At 34.4% G+C, this 19,374-nt stretch carries 20 protein-coding genes; 12 read left to right on the forward strand and 8 right to left on the reverse strand.

Annotation, left to right across the window (positions count from 1 at the left end; genetic code table 11):
- Both BC6307_RS11305 and BC6307_RS24795 read left to right on the forward strand, forming a co-directional pair.
- A complete protein-coding gene (locus tag BC6307_RS11305) occupies positions 1 to 1,182 on the forward strand; it encodes a toxic anion resistance protein (RefSeq protein WP_066420671.1) in 1,182 nt (393 codons plus the stop codon).
- 96 nt (positions 1,183 to 1,278) lie between these two features.
- Entirely contained in the window at positions 1,279 to 1,455 is a 177-nt protein-coding gene (locus BC6307_RS24795) for a hypothetical protein (protein ID WP_157076709.1), read from the forward strand.
- A 38-nt stretch (positions 1,456 to 1,493) separates the two neighbouring features.
- Here BC6307_RS24795 and BC6307_RS11310 read toward each other — a convergent pair whose 3' ends face one another.
- Positions 1,494 to 2,123, reverse strand: a complete 630-nt coding sequence (locus BC6307_RS11310; RefSeq protein ID WP_425319493.1) for a YhcN/YlaJ family sporulation lipoprotein — start codon at positions 2,121 to 2,123, stop codon at positions 1,494 to 1,496.
- 155 nt (positions 2,124 to 2,278) lie between these two features.
- Between BC6307_RS11310 and BC6307_RS11315 the strand changes: the two genes are divergently transcribed.
- Together BC6307_RS11315 and BC6307_RS11320 are read left to right on the forward strand one after the other, a co-directional pair.
- The gene (locus BC6307_RS11315; protein ID WP_066420674.1) at positions 2,279 to 3,133 is read left to right on the forward strand and encodes an alpha/beta hydrolase; all 855 of its coding nucleotides are present in this window, start codon (positions 2,279 to 2,281) and stop codon (positions 3,131 to 3,133) included.
- 46 nt (positions 3,134 to 3,179) lie between these two features.
- Positions 3,180 to 3,383 (forward strand): DUF2187 family protein, encoded by a 204-nt coding sequence (locus BC6307_RS11320; protein ID WP_066420676.1) that lies wholly within the window; start codon positions 3,180 to 3,182, stop codon positions 3,381 to 3,383.
- Between the two features lie 76 nt (positions 3,384 to 3,459).
- Here the strand turns inward: BC6307_RS11320 and BC6307_RS11325 are convergent, their stop codons facing one another.
- On the reverse strand, positions 3,460 to 4,047 hold the full coding sequence (locus BC6307_RS11325) for a cell wall hydrolase (RefSeq protein ID WP_066420677.1): 588 nt from the start codon (positions 4,045 to 4,047) through the stop codon (positions 3,460 to 3,462).
- A gap of 224 nt (positions 4,048 to 4,271) precedes the next feature.
- Entirely contained in the window at positions 4,272 to 4,973 is a 702-nt protein-coding gene (locus BC6307_RS11330; RefSeq protein ID WP_066420679.1) for a class I SAM-dependent methyltransferase, read from the reverse strand.
- 147 nt (positions 4,974 to 5,120) lie between these two features.
- Here BC6307_RS11330 and BC6307_RS11335 point away from each other — a divergent pair, with 147 nt between their 5' ends.
- A complete protein-coding gene (locus BC6307_RS11335; protein ID WP_066420680.1) occupies positions 5,121 to 5,324 on the forward strand; it encodes a DUF6501 family protein in 204 nt (67 codons plus the stop codon).
- 268 nt (positions 5,325 to 5,592) lie between these two features.
- Here BC6307_RS11335 and BC6307_RS11340 read toward each other — a convergent pair whose 3' ends face one another.
- On the reverse strand, positions 5,593 to 7,212 hold the full coding sequence (locus BC6307_RS11340; RefSeq protein WP_066420681.1) for an ABC-F family ATP-binding cassette domain-containing protein: 1,620 nt from the start codon (positions 7,210 to 7,212) through the stop codon (positions 5,593 to 5,595).
- 330 nt (positions 7,213 to 7,542) lie between these two features.
- Positions 7,543 to 7,983 (reverse strand): cupredoxin domain-containing protein, encoded by a 441-nt coding sequence (locus BC6307_RS11345; protein WP_066410887.1) that lies wholly within the window; start codon positions 7,981 to 7,983, stop codon positions 7,543 to 7,545.
- A gap of 184 nt (positions 7,984 to 8,167) precedes the next feature.
- On the opposite strand from BC6307_RS11345, the gene BC6307_RS11350 reads away from it, so the two are divergent.
- Together BC6307_RS11350 and BC6307_RS11355 are read left to right on the forward strand one after the other, a co-directional pair.
- A complete protein-coding gene (locus BC6307_RS11350; protein WP_268874244.1) occupies positions 8,168 to 8,968 on the forward strand; it encodes a DUF2935 domain-containing protein in 801 nt (266 codons plus the stop codon).
- Between the two features lie 118 nt (positions 8,969 to 9,086).
- Positions 9,087 to 10,481: an L-cystine transporter gene (locus tag BC6307_RS11355; protein WP_066410889.1), complete on the forward strand. Its 1,395-nt coding sequence runs from the start codon at positions 9,087 to 9,089 to the stop codon at positions 10,479 to 10,481.
- Positions 10,482 to 10,544: 63 nt separating this feature from the next.
- On the opposite strand, the gene BC6307_RS11360 is transcribed toward BC6307_RS11355, so the two are convergent.
- Both BC6307_RS11360 and adh read right to left on the reverse strand, forming a co-directional pair.
- On the reverse strand, positions 10,545 to 10,874 hold the full coding sequence (locus BC6307_RS11360; protein ID WP_066410890.1) for a DUF779 domain-containing protein: 330 nt from the start codon (positions 10,872 to 10,874) through the stop codon (positions 10,545 to 10,547).
- A 1-nt stretch (position 10,875) separates the two neighbouring features.
- Positions 10,876 to 12,396 carry an aldehyde dehydrogenase gene (gene adh, locus BC6307_RS11365; RefSeq protein WP_066410891.1) on the reverse strand — a complete coding sequence of 507 codons (1,521 nt, stop codon included), beginning with the start codon at positions 12,394 to 12,396 and terminating at the stop codon, positions 10,876 to 10,878.
- A gap of 156 nt (positions 12,397 to 12,552) precedes the next feature.
- On the opposite strand from adh, the gene BC6307_RS25065 reads away from it, so the two are divergent.
- The 3 genes from BC6307_RS25065 to recQ all read left to right on the forward strand — a co-directional run bounded on the left by BC6307_RS25065 (position 12,553) and on the right by recQ (position 15,473).
- Positions 12,553 to 12,714: a hypothetical protein gene (locus BC6307_RS25065; protein ID WP_169714882.1), complete on the forward strand. Its 162-nt coding sequence runs from the start codon at positions 12,553 to 12,555 to the stop codon at positions 12,712 to 12,714.
- 11 nt (positions 12,715 to 12,725) lie between these two features.
- Complete coding sequence (locus tag BC6307_RS11370; RefSeq protein ID WP_066410893.1) at positions 12,726 to 13,265, forward strand: HD domain-containing protein; 540 nt, start codon at positions 12,726 to 12,728, stop codon at positions 13,263 to 13,265.
- 81 nt (positions 13,266 to 13,346) lie between these two features.
- Positions 13,347 to 15,473: a DNA helicase RecQ gene (gene recQ / locus BC6307_RS11375; protein ID WP_066410895.1), complete on the forward strand. Its 2,127-nt coding sequence runs from the start codon at positions 13,347 to 13,349 to the stop codon at positions 15,471 to 15,473.
- Positions 15,474 to 15,566: 93 nt separating this feature from the next.
- Here the strand turns inward: recQ and BC6307_RS11380 are convergent, their stop codons facing one another.
- A complete protein-coding gene (locus BC6307_RS11380) occupies positions 15,567 to 17,078 on the reverse strand; it encodes a hypothetical protein (protein ID WP_066410897.1) in 1,512 nt (503 codons plus the stop codon).
- Positions 17,079 to 17,268: 190 nt separating this feature from the next.
- Between BC6307_RS11380 and msrA the strand changes: the two genes are divergently transcribed.
- Positions 17,269 to 17,814, forward strand: coding sequence for a peptide-methionine (S)-S-oxide reductase MsrA (msrA, locus tag BC6307_RS11385; RefSeq protein WP_066410900.1), 546 nt, complete (start codon positions 17,269 to 17,271; stop codon positions 17,812 to 17,814).
- Positions 17,815 to 18,182: 368 nt separating this feature from the next.
- Complete coding sequence (locus tag BC6307_RS11390; protein WP_066410902.1) at positions 18,183 to 19,364, forward strand: DHH family phosphoesterase; 1,182 nt, start codon at positions 18,183 to 18,185, stop codon at positions 19,362 to 19,364.
- Positions 19,365 to 19,374: the final 10 nt, after the last annotated feature.

Raw genomic sequence — 19,374 nt, forward strand, 5'->3', positions numbered from 1 at the left:
ATGGACAAAGAGAAAATCGTGGAACAAAAACTTAAAGATGACACTTTAAATGACTTATTAAACAACCCATTTTCCACAACTAATAGCGGGGAAATAATAGAAGTAGAGCAACAACTAGAACAAAAGGAATCGGCAATGAATAGCCTTTCAGAAGAGCATAAAAAGAAAGCAATTGAAATTGCAAAGCAAATTAATCCCGAAGACCAGCAGGCTATATCCCAATACGGAGTTGCAGCACAATCAGAACTATCTAATTTTTCCAACTCTATACTCTCCCATATCCAAACGAAGGACGCAGGTCCAGTTGGTGAGGTTATTACTGATTTAATGACAAAAATTAAAGAGGTAAAACCCGGTGAATTGGAGCCAAAAAAGAAAGGCATGTTAAGTAGATTGTTCGGCGGCATCGGAAATTCAGTTAATCAATTATTTGCTAAATACCGTAAAATTGGATTTGAAATCGATAAAATTTCTGATCAGCTGGAAAGCTTTAAAAAAGTTTTGCAACGAGATAATATTGTTCTAGAGTCACTTTACGATAAAAACAAAGAATATTTTCAAGCATTAAATGTTTATATCGCTGCTGGGGAACACAAACTAGAGGAATTACAAACGAAAACGATCCCTGAGATGGAACAAAAAGCTCGATTAACGAACAATCAAATGGAAGCTCAAGCAGTTTCTGATATGCTTCAATTTGTCGACAGATTAGAAAAGCGTGTGCATGATTTAAAAATTAGTCGTCAAATTACGTTACAGATGGCACCGCAAATTCGTTTAATTCAACATACAAATCAAACATTAGTCGAAAGAATTCATTCTTCTATCCTAACAGCTATTCCATTATGGAAAAACCAACTAATTATTGCAGTATCTTTATATAACCAACAAAAGGCAGTAGATACACAAAAAAGCGTTACGGAAACGACGAACGATTTATTATTAAGAAACTCGGAAATGCTAAAGCAGAACACAATTGCAGCTGCTAGGGAAAATGAACGAGGGATTGTGGATGTAGAAACATTGAAAAAGACACAAGCCAATTTAATCGAAACGTTAGAAGAAACGTTAAAAATACAACAAGAAGGTAGAGAAAAACGTGTTCAAGTCGAACAAGAGCTTGTTTCAATGGAAAATGAATTAAAACAAAAATTATTAAATGCGACTCGCAAACTAAAGTAGCTCACAATTGTGTGGGCTTTTTTAAATACTTTAAAACCGCGATAGTGTATATGAAGATTGTTTTAACAGAAAATATCATCAATAAGGAGGGATACGATGGAAGTGAATGAAATTATAGCCTATACAACAATTGCAATGGAACGATTAGGCTATTCTCGCGAGGAAATCGAGAATGTGACCAACGAAATACTAGTTGAGGTTAAAAAATATAGTGTCCAAACGGCTGAACAACTTGCAGACGCAATTATATTTAATGAGGAAGAATTAAAATGAGGAAAGAGACCAAAATGCGGTCTCTTTCTTATCATTTATTATCGTGCATTAGGGAAAATGCGCGAAATTGTTTCTGTAAATTCCTCGAAAAATCCGGCTATTGGACGACCTTCATTAATATTATTGGTATATCCTTGCATACGATCCACAAATTCTGGATTTGTGGAAACATATACGTTTTGTATATCACGGTCTGTTTTTCGAACTTCTCTTGCAATTTTATTTTCCACTTCTTCGGTTAATTGCCCACTGTGCCCATCATCTAAAACTGCAGCAACATAAGCGATTCTATTTGTAACAATAATATTCGCTCTTTTAACTTCATCTAAATCTGTTACAGCATCAACAGCTCTATCAGCTACAGCCATTCGTGATTCATTCGCTGCATTTTGACTACGGAAAGTTCCATCACGACCGATTTCTGTATTGTTTATATTCATGTTGTTTCTGTTTCGTTCTGTTCCAAGGTCGTTCGTTCCAAACATACCTTCATTGTAGCGAACATTTCGAGCATCCATATACCCTGTACGTGCTCCTCGGTTTTCCCAGTTTACATCTAGAGCCTCATTAGGAGCGCCTCTTTCTGCTCTTTGGTCTGCTCCACAACCAGTTAATAATGAAACTGTCATCCCTGCAATAATAATACTTTTCCAATTCAATCGAAACACCTCTTTTCTTCAAGGATACTTTTATCATTCGAAGGAAGTGAAAAGTTTATGCTTAATAAGCATGTTAAATACTTTGCAAAGTTGTTAATAAATAGAAATAGTGATAAAAGTTAGTTACGACAAAATAATGATTACATATGAGGAAGTGAAAGAAAATGGAGTTTGGAATCCATAAAAATAAAGAAGACTATTTGCGTTTTTATCATTTAGAAGAACATTTACCTATACATTCCCATGAATGGTTAACTTGTAAAAACAACAAAATATTTATACAAAGCTTTACTCCACCTATTACTAAGGGAACAATTTGGCTTATTCATGGATTTCTTGACCATTCTAATTCTTTGCATTATACAATCAATTTTTTTATTCAAAAGGGATATGAAGTGCAAACAATTGATTTAATTGGGCATGGTCTTTCTAGTGGAAACAGGGGAGAGGTTAAAGCATTTACAGACTACGCTTCAACTTTCAAGGAAGTATTATTGAATAGGAGTATAGATAAAGAGAAGCTTTTTGCAATTGGGCATAGCACTGGGGCTGCAATGCTAATAGATTTTTGTATTCGTTACCATTCGCCTTTTGAAAAAGTAATTTTAGTATGTCCACTCATTCGATCTTATTTGTGGACTGTCACGTCTCCTTTTTTGAATATTATTCGTATGAATGTAAAAAGGATGTATCGAAAAAACACTTCTAATGAAAGCTATTTAACGTTTTTGAAGAAGGACCCTTTACAAGTAAATGTTATACGAAATAATTGGTTATTGGCATTAAAAAATTGGTATAATAATTTGCAATCAATAAATAAGAAAGATAATATTTTTCATATTATTCAAGGAAATAAAGATACGACCGTTGATTGGAATTATAATTGTCATTATCTTCTACAAACATTTCCTAATAGCAATGCTGTATTATTCGATGAGGGACATCACCATCTACTCAATGAAAAAGATCCTTTAAGACGAATCGTACATGATTATATGCAAAAAGTAATAGAAGGATAATTGAATTTCTTATGGAAACGATACAAGGTGTAAGGGAGTTGAAAACATGGAAACAGAAAATAAACTAACGAATGTAGCAAATATTGGTGATACGATTTCAGTAAAAGGAGGACACCGAAAGGGAATAAAGGGACAGGTTATTGCAGTAAGAGATAGCTCCGTTATAGTTGATATCGGAAAGAATCCTAACACAGGTGAACCAATTAGAACCGTTATAAACCATAAGAATTATAAAGTTACTAAAGGATGACAAAGTTACTTATAAACAAAACAGTGGGAAAAACGAATAGTTTTCCCCACTGTTTTAACACTTATTAATTTGTATATTACTTAGCGAAAACGTGGTTACCGATAGTCGTTGTTACTGCACGAGTACGAATCCACTGATCATTTGTTTTAGCAGGATTATAGAAGTATAAAGAACCTTTACCTTGTCCTCTAAATGCGATTGCTTCTTCAACTGCTTTCATTGCTTCTTTATCCGCCGCTAAGTTAATTTGGCCATTTTGTACAGGTGTGAACTGATAACCTCCATGAGGAGTTCTCTCATGAACAACACCATTAATAGTATTAGGGAATGAATCACTATCTACACGGTTTAAAATTACAGTCGCAACCGCAACTTTTCCTGCATAAGATTCTCCTTTAGCCTCTGCATGAACAAGACGTGCCATTAATTCCTTTTCAGATGCTGTTACTGCTTTTGGTAGTTTCAAAGTTTCACCAGGGAAAATTAAATGATTTCGTTTATTATTTAATGATTGAATATCTTTAACAGATACTCCGTATTTTTTTCCGATTTCCCATAAAGAATCTCCAGATTTAACTGTATATGTCGATGCGCTTGCTCCAACTGCAGTAGCAGAAAAGAGAACCGTCGCAATAAATGATGACATTAATAATTTTTTTAACATTGTATTACCTCCTAAGAAATGTTTGTAGCTATCAAACACTCATGTATATACCCTAACAAGATTATACAAGCATTTCACTGTATAAATGTTTCCATTAGAGGCCATTTGTACAAGTCATTCATAATTTATGTATTTTTATAGAAAAAAGAGGAAGCGTTATTCAAAATTGTTCCAATAATATTCCAAAAAAAGAAAAAGTAGCATAATGCTACTTTTAAAAGTAATTATTTTTGAGCTACAATTACACCAAGCGATAACATATTACGACTTTTTCTAACAATCTTTTCGTGCTTGAACATTAATTCATAATATTTATCATCAATCATATCGGACGGTGCTATATCTTGTTCAGGTGTAGGCAAATCGTGTAATGACATAGTTTGAAAGCGGATTGGGTCGTATCCGTGCTTTTTTAGCTTATTTTCCCACATTGATTTGGAAAGTATTTGTGGAGTACCAAAGTGCTTCTTTATACTTCCTAAAAATTCATCTTTAATAGAATCCTTTTTTGTCATTTCTAATGCTATTAATTTTCCACCTTCTTTTAAAACGTCATGTATATTAGCTAACGATTGATCTAGGTTGGTGAACGATAAAACTGACTCTGCTATGACAATATCGAAACTGTCCTTCTCAAATGGCAAGTCATGGATGTCGGCTATTTGTGCTTTACAAGGAAGATATAACTGTTGGAACCTGTTGTTCGCTTTTTCCACCATTTTCGGATGTGAGTCAATCGGCACTACCGTATGACCGTTTAAGGCAAGGTATGCGGTTGTTTGCCCGGTACCACAACCAACCTCTAAAATAATGTCATTGCTATCTATGTTTTCATTAGTTAAAATTTCTTTAGAAAAGCTTAATCCTCCAGGATGAGCGCCACCAATACCAAATTCAGCTATTAGGTTCGTATATTCGTTCAACATTACTCAACTCCTCCATTTACTGTATGAAAGGAGCCTAAAATGGGTGAGGGGAGGACTAGTTGAAACAATTTAAAATAAGTACTAATTTAACATTGGAAAAAGGTATGATAAAATAGCATTAAACTTTAATAGAATGGAGAAATGAATATGATTCACTTAACATGGAAGCAAGCAGACACAATAAAACAAGTAAAATGTATACATACAAACGCTGCTAAATATTTAGTGCATAACGCCTTAACGGAAGGACAAGTATACGATGTAAAAAATGAAACAGAAGAATTTTATTTTGTAGTTGATAATAAAGGTGAAATTAGTGGTTTTTACAAAACATATTTTCAAGAAATATAAAAAAGAAACCCGAACAGGAGTGTAATCGTGCCTGTTCAGGTTTCTTTTTTTATTGCAAAGGAAATTATAACACTAAAAGTTTGTGGATAACTCCTGACATGTGTTGTTACGTCTAGCTCCGGCGCTTAGGCCCTGTCAAACTTCCCGTTCCCTCCGTACGCTAAGTCAACATCGGTTCACGCTTACGCGTTCACCGTGTTTCCTTTATCTCCTACAGGAACAGTCCAGTTTGTACGGGCCTGTACGAAGCGCCTACGCTTTTGTTTTTTTATGCGTACATTTCTTTTACTTGTTTTTGTACAGCTTCATCTTCTAAATATTCATCGTAAGTAACTTGTTTATCAACAAGTCCTTTAGGTGTAATTTCGATGACTCTGTTTGCAATTGTTTGAATAAATTGATGGTCATGTGATGTGAAAACGATAGAACCTTTAAAATTAATCAAACCATTATTCAATGCTGTAATAGATTCAAGATCTAAATGGTTTGTAGGGTCATCTAATAATAATACATTCGATCCGCTTAACATCATTTTAGAAAGCATACAGCGAACTTTTTCTCCACCAGATAAAACACTTGCTTTTTTCTTAACCTCTTCACCTGAAAATAACATTCTTCCTAAGAACCCACGTAAAAATGTTTCTGTTTCATCTTGAGGAGAAAATTGACGTAGCCAATCAACTAAGTTTAAATCACTATTTTCGAAAAACTTAGCATTGTCTTTCGGAAAATAAGATTGAGAAGTGGTAACGCCCCATCTAAATGAACCACTATCCGGTTCCATTTCGCCAGATAATATTTTTAATAGGGTGCTATTAGCAATTTCATTACTACCCACTAGAGCAATTTTGTCATCCTTGTTCATAATGAAGCTTACGTTGTCTAATACTTTTACACCGTCAATTGTTTTCGTTAATCCTTCAACACGGAGAAGGTCATTTCCAATTTCACGTTCAGGCGTAAAATGAATATAAGGATATTTACGTGATGAAGGCCTAATGTCGTCTAGTGTTATTTTATCTAATAACTTCTTACGAGATGTTGCTTGTTTTGATTTTGAAGCGTTCGCACTAAACCTAGCGATAAATGCTTGTAATTCTTTAATTTTTTCTTCTTTTTTCTTGTTTTCATTTTGAGCCATTTTTGTTGCTAACTGACTTGATTCATACCAGAAGTCGTAGTTCCCAACATATATTTGAATTTTACTAAAGTCTAAATCAGCAATATGAGTACACACTTTGTTTAAGAAATGACGGTCATGAGATACGACAATAACTGTATTTTCAAAGTTTATTAAAAACTCTTCTAACCATTGGATTGCTTTTAAGTCTAAATGGTTTGTAGGTTCGTCTAATAAAAGAACGTCAGGTTTACCGAATAAAGCTTGTGCTAGTAACACTTTCACTTTCTCAGATCCTGTTAACTCTGCCATTTTTTTATCATGCAAATTTTCCTCAATACCTAAACCTTTAAGCAAAATAGCAGCTTCTGATTCTGCTTCCCACCCATTAAGTTCGGCGAATTCACCTTCTAATTCAGCTGCTCTCATTCCATCCTCATCAGAAAAATCTTCTTTCATATAAATTGCATCTTTTTCTTGCATTACTTCGTATAGTCTTGCATGGCCCATAATTACTGTTTTAAGAACTTCATGCTCTTCATATTCGAAGTGGTTTTGCTTTAAAACAGTAAGTCTTTCACCAGGGTTCATACTAACATTCCCTGTTTGTGCTTCAACTTCACCAGAAAGTACTTTAAGGAAAGTAGATTTTCCAGCACCGTTCGCACCAATTAATCCATAACAATTTCCTGGTGTAAACTTTATATTAACATCTTCAAATAACTTTCGATCTCCAAAACGTAAACTAACATTTGTCACTGTAATCATTTATTTTATTTCCTCCATATATATATAATCCGTTGAAATTATACCATTTCCAAATAAAAATAGATAGTAAAGAAGAAGAAAAGGGGAAAGATAAACATTTTACAAAGAACAAAAGCGGACGCGGCTCGCTCTGACCCGACAAGAAAGGTGCGGCGCTGCAGGTGGACGGTCTTTGTCCACCGGAAGTGACTGGCTTATGTCTCGAGGGCCAAGCCGCCGGAGCTAGACGTCAGAAAAGTAAAGAGAGAAGTTATCCACAAAATTTACACACGTTTATAGTTTCATAAACGATTAAAAAAGCTGACTAGGGTATCTCTAGTCAGCAACACATTAATACACATGTATATAAGCAATCATAGGTACTACATCATTCGCATGAGAAGTACAAATTAGTTTGTACACACCAGGCTCATCAAATTGCACTTTCACAACCGTTTCTTTTCCTTTGTTGACAACACCGTGTACCGATGTTCCTTCAATTGTAAAATGATGTTCATGACCATTTAATCCGAAAAGCTTAAATGTAACTTCTTTTCCTTTTGGAGCAACAACTGTACCTGGATCCCAGCGATATACTTCAATTTCTTTTCCATCTGCAGTTTTCGTCTCAAATTCTGTAGTAATTAAATGAATAACTGTTTCTTCACTTTGTTTTACTTGTCCAGTTGTTGGGATAATTCCTTTGTTCACTACATACCATCCTCCAAAAGCAACAACACAACAAAACGCTAGGAACAAAAACCAACTTCTTTTTATTACTAACAATCTCATTTCCATCCCCCTTAAAATAACAATCTATTTTATCTATATGCTTGTACTTTCGTTAGTTTGTCTCATTTCAATAAATAATCGTACAAATTGCCTTTTTCCTAAAGAGACCTATTTTCAAGGTAGAAGTTATGTTTATAAAATGTAGGAATATATTGTTTATGAGAAAGAAAGGAGGAGGAGTTCCATTAGTTTTTTAGAAGATGCAACATTTGAACAACGGTTTTGGATGCAAGTGTTTGGAGATCACAACATTTTTTTCCTAGATACGTTAGGTCCAAAAGAAAAAGAAGATATTCAAAAAGCACAACAGTTTAAAGACAGATACGATCGTTTGTACAATGAAGCAAATAGTTTAACGAACGAAAATGTGCATCAACACATTAAAACGGCGAAAGCTTTGACACAACAATTACGTGAATTCAAATTATCTATTATTCGTAGACAATTGCACGGAGAAATTACCGTAAACTTACCGCCAACATTTATTAACCATATGGTAAATGAATTAGAGGAATATTTAAATGTAGTAAGTTATTTAGAAAAAGGGGAAAGCCCACCAATTTTTCATGAATTGCATCACCATTTAGTATGGTTACTTGATGCAGCAGGCCATGCGCAAGGAATTAATGATAGTGTTGATATGGTAGAACAGGATGTGAAAGTTAGATCGCACGAATTTATTGAAAGATTTAAAGATTTTTATATAAAAGCAGTAGAGCTTGCAGGGTATTTAAGAACGAACGTTCAATCGTTTCCTGCACTTTCTAAAATGAATGTTGAAGTAAAATTGGAGATAGAACTGTTTAAAACTTTTTTACATGAAATAAAAGAAATGGAATTATCAGATCAACTGTTAGGTACGTTTTCGGCCATTATGGCTGATCATATGGCTCGAGAGGAATGTTATTACTTAATTAAGTTAGCTAGTTCAACAGCTACTGCAATGCCAGATTGTGATCCAACAAAACCGCGAGTACAAGAATAGAATAGTATGTATGTTTTTCCCGAAAGAAAAACATACATACTAATATTTTATTAAATATTCCTACTTGACCAATAAGGTTTAATGGATTAAAGTAATAATGCGAAAAGGAGGAAAATTTATGAATACTTTATTTGTCATCATTAATATTATTATTTTACTTGGCCTACTATATGGTCTTTATATGATGCAGAGAAAACATGTATCTTTTTCTAAGCGTGTATTTTCAGCATTAATAGTAGGGATTATTTTTGGCCTAGGTTTACAGTTTACTTATGGTAGTGGATCTGAGATTATTTCATCATCTATGGAATGGTTTAACATAGTTGGTGTAGGGTACGTAAGGTTATTACAAATGATTGTAATGCCACTAGTATTTATTAGTATTCTTACAGCGTTTACTAAATTAACGCTAAAGAGCAATATTGGTAAGATTAGTGGTCTTATTATTGGTATTCTAATAGGAACAACAGCAATTGCAGCCGCAATTGGAATTGGAACGACAATGGCATTTAATCTTGAAGCAATCCAAATTGAGCAAGGTGATGCTGAAGTAGCGAGAGGAGAAGCGTTAGAATCTCGTGCAACGGAAGTCGCAACGAAATCATTCCCACAACAAATGTTAGATCTAATTCCATCTAATATTTTCTTAGACTTTACTGGTGCAAGGTCAACTTCAACTATTGCCGTTGTTATTTTTGCAGCGATTGTAGGGATGGCTTACTTAGGTGTGAGAAGAAAGAATGAAGAGCAAGCTGATTTCTTTGCAAAAATTGTTGATACATTCTATACCATTATTATGCGTGTTGTAACACTCATCCTTCGTTTAACGCCATTTGGTGTTTTAGCTTTAATGACGAGAGTTACTGCAACAAGTGATTACGCAGCAATTGCAAAATTAGGGAAATTCGTACTTGCATCGTACGTTGCATTAATAATAATGTTTATCATTCATTTAATATTAATCTCGTTATCAGGGTTAAATCCAATCACGTACGTGAAAAAAGTTATTCCTGTATTAACATTTGCTTTTACGTCTAGATCAAGTGCTGCAACGTTACCGTTAAACATTAAAGCGCAAACGAAAGAACTAGGAGTGTCAGACGGCGTTGCAAACTTTGCCGGTTCTTTCGGTTTATCAATTGGTCAAAATGGTTGTGCCGGAATTTATCCAGCAATGTTAGCTGTAATGATAGCACCAACTGTTGGAATTAATCCATTAGATCCATCATTTTTATTCATGGTTATTGTAATAGTAGCTATTAGTTCATTCGGAGTAGCAGGAGTAGGAGGGGGAGCAACATTTGCGGCCATTCTCGTATTATCTGCACTAGACTTACCGATCGCACTAGCTGGGTTATTAATTTCTGTTGAGCCTTTAATTGATATGGGACGTACGGCACTTAATGTAAGTGGTAGTATGACAGCAGGAGTTTTAACTAGTAAAGCAACGAATGACTTAGATAAAGATGTTTATAACAGTGAACCTTCTACAGATTTTGAATTAGAAGTTTAATAGTTTAAGAAGTCCTACTTAACGAGTAGGACTTCTTTTTTTATTCTTTTTACAGGTTTAATTTTATTTAGGAAACACTTTAGATCTTGTTAAAAACCGAACACCTTCCGGACCTTCTAAAGAGAACATGCCACCTCTTCCAGGTACCACATCAATAATTAATTGCGTATGTTTCCAATACTCATACTGTTTTTTATTCATATAAAATGGAGTATTGCCAATTTCTCCAAGTAATACATCAGAGTCACCAATGATAAATTCATTTCTTGGATAACACATAGGAGAACTACCGTCACAACATCCACCTGATTGATGAAAAAGTAGTGGGCCATGTCTTGTTCGTAATTTTGCAATTAATTCAAGAGCATCCTTTGTTGCTAAAACTTTATTCATTTTAAAAGAAGCCTAATTTTTTAGGGCTATAGCTAACTAGTAAATTTTTCGTTTGTTGGTAATGACTTAACATCATTTTATGATTTTCTCTACCAACTCCGCTCATTTTATATCCTCCAAAAGCTGCATGAGCAGGGTATGCATGGTAGCAATTTGTCCAAACTCGACCGGCTTCAATCTTTCTACCAAAGCGGTATGCTGTATTCATATCTCTAGTCCACACACCAGCACCTAAACCGTATAAAGTATCGTTTGCAATACTTAGTGCTTCTTCAGCATCTTTAAAAGTTGTTACAGATACAACTGGACCGAAAATTTCCTCTTGGAAAATTCTCATATCGTTAGTTCCTTTAAATACAGTCGGTTTTACATAATATCCACCCTGTAACTCTCCTTCTAAGTAATTTCTCGCACCTCCCGTTAAAACTTCTGCACCTTCTTGTTGTCCAATATCAATATAGGAAAGTATTTTTTCTAATTGCTCTGAAGATGCTTGTGCGCCAATCATTGTTTCAGTATCTAAAGGATTTCCTTGTTTTATTTGTTTCACCCTCTCTAAGGCACGGTCCATAAACTTGTCATAAATGGATTCGTGAATTAAAGCACGAGAAGGGCAAGTACAAACTTCACCTTGGTTTAATGCAAACATGACAAAACCTTCGATCGCTTTGTCTAAAAATTCATCGTCTTGCGCGAAAACATCTTCAAAGAATATATTTGGCGACTTACCTCCGAGCTCTAACGTTACTGGTATAATGTTTTGGGAAGCATATTGCATAATTAGTCTACCTGTAGTTGTTTCACCAGTAAAAGCAATTTTGGCAATTCTGTCGCTAGATGCTAATGGTTTACCGGCTTCTAAACCAAAACCGTTTACCACATTTACAACACCAGGTGGTAGTAAATCTTGAATTAGCTCCATTAGTACCATAATAGACGATGGTGTTTGTTCAGCCGGCTTTAAAACAACACAGTTTCCAGCTGCAAGAGCAGGAGCTAATTTCCACACAGCCATTAATAACGGAAAGTTCCATGGAATAATTTGTCCTACAACACCAAGTGGTTCATGAAAATGATAGGCAACCGTATCTTGGTCAATTTCTCCAACTGTTCCTTCTTGCGCTCTAATAGCAGAGGCAAAATAACGGAAATGATCAATAGCTAAAGGTAAATCAGCTGCTAACGTTTCTCTTACAGGTTTACCGTTTTCCCATGTTTCCGCTACAGCTAACATTTCGATATTTTCTTCCATACGATTTGCTATTTTATTTAATAAATTTGATCGCTCTGTAACAGATGTTTTTCCCCAAGTTTCTTTTGCTCTATGGGCTGCATCTAACGCAAGTTGAATATCTTCATTTTGGGACCTAGCAACTTCACAAAAGGCTTGTCCAGTAACAGGAGTAACGTTCTCAAAGTACTCCCCATTTATAGGTGAAACCCATTCACCACCAATAAAATTATCATAACGTTTTTTAAAGGTCACTTTGGAACCATTTTCCCCTGGATTTTTGTATATCATCTATACTCCCCCTAACTAAATAGTGATCTAGTTTAACTAGTCCATTGTAAGCGTATTCACTTTTAATTTAATTTAGAACAACAATTGTCTAATTAAGATTTATTCATTAATTTTTTTAAGCTTACATGATAAAATAAGGTGTAGGAGGTGATAGACGTGAAGATTAGTAAAATTCGCTCAAAACTTTATAAAACAGCAAAGATTTTAGGCGATATCCAAGCGATTACATCTGGAAACCCAAAGAAAATGGCAAAACGTGCAGGTAGGAGGGTTGCTGGAAAAGGTACAGGAAGAATGCTCCGGAAGTTATTTAAATAGGGGGATATATTATGTCTAACATTAATTTGGCAATTGAATTTGCTTCCATCGCTCATAGGAACCAGTTCAGAAAAGGTACAAACATTCCTTACATTTCTCATCCATTTGCAGTTGGGATGATGTTACAAAAAGAAAACTGCGAAGAAGAAGTCGTCATCGCCGGCATACTCCATGACATTGTCGAAGACACCGAGATTACTTTAAAAGAGCTTTCTCTTATATTTGGAGAAAAGGTATCTACACTTGTTGATAAATGTACAGAGAAGAATAAGAAATTGAGTTGGGAAGAACGCAAAAGCGATGCAATACAAAAAGTAAAAACAGCCGATAAAGAAACTTGCTTCATTATATGTGCTGATAAACTTCATAACTTATTAAGTATTCAAGAAGACTTAAAAAAGAATGGTGCCGAAGTATGGAGTCGATTTAATCGAGGAAGAGAAAAGCAAAAATGGTACTATGAAAGTGTAATGGACAATTTAGAACAACAAATAGGTGATGAAAATATTTTTAAACAGTTAAAAACGGCTATTTATGACGTGTTTGTATAATGCTACTTTTTATTTTACGATCCCCATTACTCTCCATCTTTTAAAAATATTCCAACACATAATATAATGAGGTGCTTTTAGTTGATTGAAGCGAAAAATATACTACAAAAATATTACGGTTATTCTGATTTTAGAGAAGGGCAAAAAAGTATTATTGAAAATATATTAAGTGGTCATCCAACTTTAGGTATTATGCCTACTGGTGGAGGAAAGTCTATCTGCTATCAAATACCAGCATTACTAATGGATGGTGTAACAATTGTCATATCACCATTAATATCTTTAATGAAAGACCAAGTTGATTCGCTAACTAGCATAGGAATAGCTGCAACCTATATTAATAGTTCTATTTCAAATGAAGAAATAGAAGAAAGACTTTATAAAGTCTTAAAGGAAGAATTTAAAATTATTTATATTGCTCCTGAGAGATTACATACTTCCCAGATTGCTAGTTATTTTAATAAAGTAAATGTTTCTTTTATAGCAGTGGATGAGGCTCACTGTCTTTCTCAATGGGGCCATGATTTTCGTCCAAGCTATCGAAAAATAGGTAGTTTTATTCAGCAATTACAAAATAAGCCTTTAATCGCAGCATTTACTGCCACTGCAACAGAAGAAGTGTCTGAAGACATTAGGGAAGTATTACGTATAGAAGAGAAAGATACTTTTATAACTGGATTCAGTAGAGAAAACTTATTTTTTAATGTTGAACGAGGCACTGATAAAGAAAAATATATATCAAAATACTTGCAGGCAAATAAAGAAGTTTCCGGGATTATTTATGCTGCAACAAGAAAAGAAGTAGACAGCTTAACAGAAAAAATTGCAACATGGGGATATTCTGTTTCAAAATACCATGGCGGGATGGGAGAAGAAGAACGAAAGGTATCACAGGATAAGTTTCTTTTTGATGAAGTTGATGTCATGGTGGCTACAAATGCATTTGGAATGGGGATCGATAAGTCCAACGTTCGGTACGTGATTCATTATAATATGCCAAGAACGATAGAATCCTACTACCAAGAGGCTGGTAGAGCTGGTAGGGACGGTTTAAAGAGTGAGTGTACCATTTTGTTTAATGCACGAGACATTCAATTACAAAAATTTTTGATTGAACAAAGCTTACTAAACAGCGAGCGGAAATCTGTGGAATATCAAAAACTACAAGCTATGGTAGATTATTGTTTCACTACCCGCTGTCATCAAACATATATAACAGAATATTTCGGTGAAAGTAATACTAATGACTGTGGAAGATGCAGTAATTGTTCTGGGGATTATGAAGAGCGTGATATTACGATCGAGGCCCAAAAAATATTTTCTTGTATCAAAAGGATGAATGAGCGTTTTGGGATGACGATGGTCGCAAAAGTCTTAAAAGGTTCAAAGGAAAAAAAGTTACAACAATTTAACTTTCATACATTAAAAACTTATGGAATTATGAGTAACTATACAGAAAAACAAATAGTAGAATTAATGAATATATTAAGTGCCGAAGGATATTTATTTTTAACAGAAGGGCAGTTTCCAGTTGTAAAATTAGGGAGACGCTCTACAGGGGTATTAACGAATGGAGAGAAAGTGTTGTTAAAGATTAAAAAACAAACGACTAGTGTTGCTACAGATGACGCTCTCTTTGAAAAACTTCGTCAGTTAAGAAGATTAATTGCACAAGAAAGAAACGTCCCACCATATGTTGTATTTTCTGATTCCACACTATTAGATATAAGTAGAGAGCTACCTACGAGTAAGGAGCGCATGTTAGCAATTAAAGGCGTTGGTGAACATAAATGGGAACAATTTGGTGAACAATTTATTAAAGCGATACAAGAATATATAGAGAATAACGGTGGGGCTAGGAAAGTTCCTACAGGTAATGCAACTGTAATAAATGAGAATGTATCAACCGAACCTAGTCATCTCGTTACCATTTCTATGTTTAATAATGGTTCCACTCTTTCGGAGATTGCGAAACAACGGAACATGAGTATCTTTACCATTCAAAATCATTTTTTAAAATGCGATAAAGAAGGGATAGAAGTAAATTGGAATTACTTTATTCCGGAGGAGTACGAAGAACTTATCGTTACAACTATTAAAGAGATTGGTACAGAAAAATTAAAGCCTATTAAAGAAGCTCTACCTGAAGAAGTTGACTATATGGCCATTAAAGCAACCATTGCGAAGCATCGCTTGGAAGTAGTATAAAAAAAACATCCTTTTGGATGTTTTTTTTATCGTTCAACTAACAACTAAACTTGCGTTGATACGTCTAGTTCCGGAGGGCGCATTTGTTCTTAATCAAAAAACGAATAATGATATTACAATTCCTACAAACCCGACTGCAGCTAATAGATAAACTGGAATAATTGGCATTTCTCCATCATTTTCCATCGCCTTCCCAAACATGTAAAATACGAGAGGGTGAACTAGAAACGGCATGGAAAAAATAAATGGAATTAAAGCTGCCGCATCAGTACCAAACATACCTTCTTGAACCGCTGCAAATAAGCCAAAATGCGATATAGCGGACGTTTGAGCCATTGCAGCATACTCCATAGACATTGCACTTAAACTTAAAATTGCTAATCCTCCAAATACAGCAGTAAGCTGCCACCCAAAAGAAAATTGCATTAACGCTTTTATTTCTCGTTGATCTATGCCGTTAGCTTTTCTTAAATTTACTAGTGAAAGAATGGTTAATCCAACACCGATAGCTACAATAATCATAGCTGGGACAATCCATAGCTCTCCACGTTCAGCACTTACGGCAAGAATGGAAAACACGAAAACATGGCCAAAAAATGGAATGTTAATCATGATTGGCGCACGTTGAGCAGCCACACTACCAAAATCACCTGCTGTACATGCTCCAGTTAAACCTGAATGCGATAATGCCCCTGCCATACCAGGTGCTAAATTACGTGCGTTAGCTGATTTAGCAAATAGCATAATAAGTGCTATTCCACCGAACATCCAAAATAATTGGCCGAAAAATCCATATGTTAATACAGCGTTCATACCTGAAATTTCAAATGCATCGCCCATTCTAGATCCACCAACCATAAAGTTAGCAGCTAAAACGACCGGGATACCTGCAAATAATAAAGACCTAATAGTTGGTCCAAATGTCCAGTTGTATAGAATGGCACCTAAGCCAGCAGAAATCATCATTGCAAAAAATATTTGTGGTAGAGCAATTAAGCCGGAGATCCACTCAGCAATGGAATAGGAAGAAACTAATACTAAAACAATGGCGATAATTTCATAAATGCCTTTTCGTAAGTATAAATGCTTATTATCTATTTTTGCCTTGTTATCAATTAAAATAACCGCTAAAACTAATCCGATATAAGCCATTAAAGGATAAAATGAAAAACTATTGTTAGTTGTTACTATTAATCGGAATAGACCCTCTATTCCAAACAATAAAAAGAAAGCTCTTATAATATAGAAAAATTGAGTTCTTGACGTCCCTAATATAATTTCGTCTGTTGCAGGGATAACGACATCTACATCGTCCAAGTTTTTATTACTCAAGATTTTTCGTAGCTCTTGTCCACCAACAAAGAAAGAGACGGTTAGAGCTACAATCGTCGTTTTCGCAATTAAGTCAACAAATGGGAATTCGGGCAAGCCTGGTGTAGATACCCCACTAAATACTAGTAAATACCCCATAGCGAGGCCGAAAATTACGATAATTAATATTGGGGAATACCTAGTACCAGCAACTACAGTCCTAGAAATTAATACCATCGGGATTAAAAATAAAATGATAATCCAGAATTGGCTAAAGAGTTCTACGTTTGTCATGAATTTTCTAATCTCCTATCATTCATAGTTCTCACAAATTGCTATACTACAATAATCTTTATAGTAAACGATTGAAATCGTGTTCTTTATAGTATTTTTTACTATTATTAAGAAATACAATAATAATTATTTGTACCATTCCTTTCAATAATGATAAAATCTTATAATAGAAGGAATAGGGGGAATTAAAATGTCTAATAAAACATTGGAGCTTGCTACTTTTGCTGGTGGATGTTTTTGGTGTATGGTAAAGCCTTTTGATGAAATGCCAGGGATTGAAAAAGTTGTATCAGGATATACTGGTGGAACAATTGAAAACCCTACATATGAACAAGTTAAAACAGGAACTTCAGGTCATTATGAAGTTGTTCAAATAACGTACGATCCATCGTTATTTTCCTATGAAAAATTATTGGAACTATATTGGCCACAAATTGACCCAACAGATCCGGATGGTCAATTTTTTGATAGAGGACCACAATATCGTACTGCTATTTTTTATCACACTTCAGAGCAACAAAAACTAGCGGAAGCATCTAAGAAAGCAATTGAAGAAAGCGGAAGATATAAAAAGCCTATTGTAACAGAAATAAAAAAAGCTACATATTTTTATGAAGCGGAAGACTATCATCAACATTTTTATAAAAAGAACCCTGAAAAATATAAGCAAGAGCGAATCGAATCTGGACGTGATGCTTATATTAAAGAAGTTTGGGGAGAAGAATATGCGAAATAACAGCCTTTAATGGCTGTTTTTTTGTTTATTTAGAAAAACTCACAAACATGCAAGGTCCTTGGACAAAGATAGTTGCGTAAGTATTTATTTTGCGAATATAACAAGTAAACTATTTTCTATCGTTGAATCTAACGCTTTATATAGTTTAAACACTTTATACTTTCTTATAAGCTCAAAAAAGAAAATAAAAAGATATTATTTCTTTAGATTGTAGAAATAATAGAGAGTAGACCTCTAGCAAATAAACTTGAACAAAAAGCTAGTAAAAACCGTTTTATCAAACGTTATTATTTGTTATCAATCACACCACCTTAATCAATTTTTAAGGTATACCCCCATGCAACATCATAAGAAAAGGAGTGTTAGAAATGATTCATTTATTCACACATAACGACCTAGACGGAATAGGATGTGCCATTATAGCAAAACTAACTTTCCAAAAAAAGGTAGAAGTTCATTACAATTCGGTAGGAAGCTTGAATATTCAAGTAGAAAAGTTCATAGAGGCTGGCAACATCGAACACAAACTTATGATCACAGATTTATCAGTAAATGAGCGAAACGAAGCACTTATTACAACTTTTATCGAAAATGGCGGCAACGCAATATTAATTGACCATCATAAATCAGCTCTTCATTTAAATGAACATTCATGGGGAAATGTAACAGTGGAATACGAAGATGGACGGTTAACAAGTGCCACATCCTTATTATTTGATTATCTAAAAGAAGAGGGTGAAATCACTACAAATAAAGCAATAGAAGACTTTGTAGAATTAGTTAGACAATATGATACTTGGGAATGGGATGCAAATGGAAATACGGAAGCAAAAAGACTAAATGACCTTTTTTATATGCTATCCATTGATGAATTCGTTGACAGAATGCTTCCTAGATTAGAAAGAAATGAACCTTTTCAATTTGATGACTTTGAATCACAAATACTAGATTTAGAAGAAAATAAAATGGAACGTTATTTGCGAAGAAAGCAAAGAGAACTTATTCAAACAAATATTGATGGAAAAATAGTAGGTGTCGTTTTTGCCGAATCATATATTTCAGAATTAGGAAATGAATTTGGAAAACATAATACCCATTTAGATTATATTGCTATCGTTAACATGGGAAGTAGACGCATTAGTTTGCGTACCGTTCATGATGAAATAGACGTTTCCTTAATAGCCTCTCAATTTGATGGAGGAGGACATTCTAAAGCAGCTGGCTGTCTTTTAACAGATAAGGCGTATACTTTATTTGTTTCAAATACGTTTAAACTGGAACCAATAAAGATGGATGCGTTTAATAATGTATATAATGTGAAAGAATCACGCAATGGTTCCCTTTATCGTACGAAAGAAAATGGGTTGTTTTTTATAATAAATGCCAATGGAACTTGGAAGTTAGTACACGAAGGGAAACCGTTGGAAGAGAAATTTTCAACCTATATAGAAGCAGAACGCCATTTAAAACGAACATTTGGAGCATGGCTTGTTCGGGATCGAGAGTATGTAGATTATTTAATGGAGCATGCAAACCCCTTGAAAAAATAACAAAAGGAGA

The organism is Sutcliffiella cohnii (genome assembly GCF_002250055.1).
GTDB classification, from domain to species: Bacteria; Bacillota; Bacilli; order Bacillales; family Bacillaceae_I; genus Sutcliffiella; species Sutcliffiella cohnii.

Coding starts and splice junctions, on each gene's coding strand:
- BC6307_RS11305 (WP_066420671.1), top strand. CDS start 1: ATGGACAAAGAGAAAATCGTGGAACAAAAACTTAAAGATGACACTTTA.
- BC6307_RS24795 (WP_157076709.1), top strand. CDS start 1,279: ATGGAAGTGAATGAAATTATAGCCTATACAACAATTGCAATGGAACGA.
- BC6307_RS11315 (WP_066420674.1), top strand. CDS start 2,279: ATGGAGTTTGGAATCCATAAAAATAAAGAAGACTATTTGCGTTTTTAT.
- BC6307_RS11320 (WP_066420676.1), top strand. CDS start 3,180: ATGGAAACAGAAAATAAACTAACGAATGTAGCAAATATTGGTGATACG.
- BC6307_RS11325 (WP_066420677.1), bottom strand. CDS start 4,047: ATGTTAAAAAAATTATTAATGTCATCATTTATTGCGACGGTTCTCTTT.
- BC6307_RS11330 (WP_066420679.1), bottom strand. CDS start 4,973: ATGTTGAACGAATATACGAACCTAATAGCTGAATTTGGTATTGGTGGC.
- BC6307_RS11335 (WP_066420680.1), top strand. CDS start 5,121: ATGATTCACTTAACATGGAAGCAAGCAGACACAATAAAACAAGTAAAA.
- BC6307_RS11340 (WP_066420681.1), bottom strand. CDS start 7,212: ATGATTACAGTGACAAATGTTAGTTTACGTTTTGGAGATCGAAAGTTA.
- BC6307_RS11345 (WP_066410887.1), bottom strand. CDS start 7,983: ATGAGATTGTTAGTAATAAAAAGAAGTTGGTTTTTGTTCCTAGCGTTT.
- BC6307_RS11355 (WP_066410889.1), top strand. CDS start 9,087: ATGAATACTTTATTTGTCATCATTAATATTATTATTTTACTTGGCCTA.
- BC6307_RS11360 (WP_066410890.1), bottom strand. CDS start 10,874: ATGAATAAAGTTTTAGCAACAAAGGATGCTCTTGAATTAATTGCAAAA.
- adh (WP_066410891.1), bottom strand. CDS start 12,396: ATGATATACAAAAATCCAGGGGAAAATGGTTCCAAAGTGACCTTTAAA.
- BC6307_RS11370 (WP_066410893.1), top strand. CDS start 12,726: ATGTCTAACATTAATTTGGCAATTGAATTTGCTTCCATCGCTCATAGG.
- BC6307_RS11380 (WP_066410897.1), bottom strand. CDS start 17,078: ATGACAAACGTAGAACTCTTTAGCCAATTCTGGATTATCATTTTATTT.
- msrA (WP_066410900.1), top strand. CDS start 17,269: ATGTCTAATAAAACATTGGAGCTTGCTACTTTTGCTGGTGGATGTTTT.
- BC6307_RS11390 (WP_066410902.1), top strand. CDS start 18,183: ATGATTCATTTATTCACACATAACGACCTAGACGGAATAGGATGTGCC.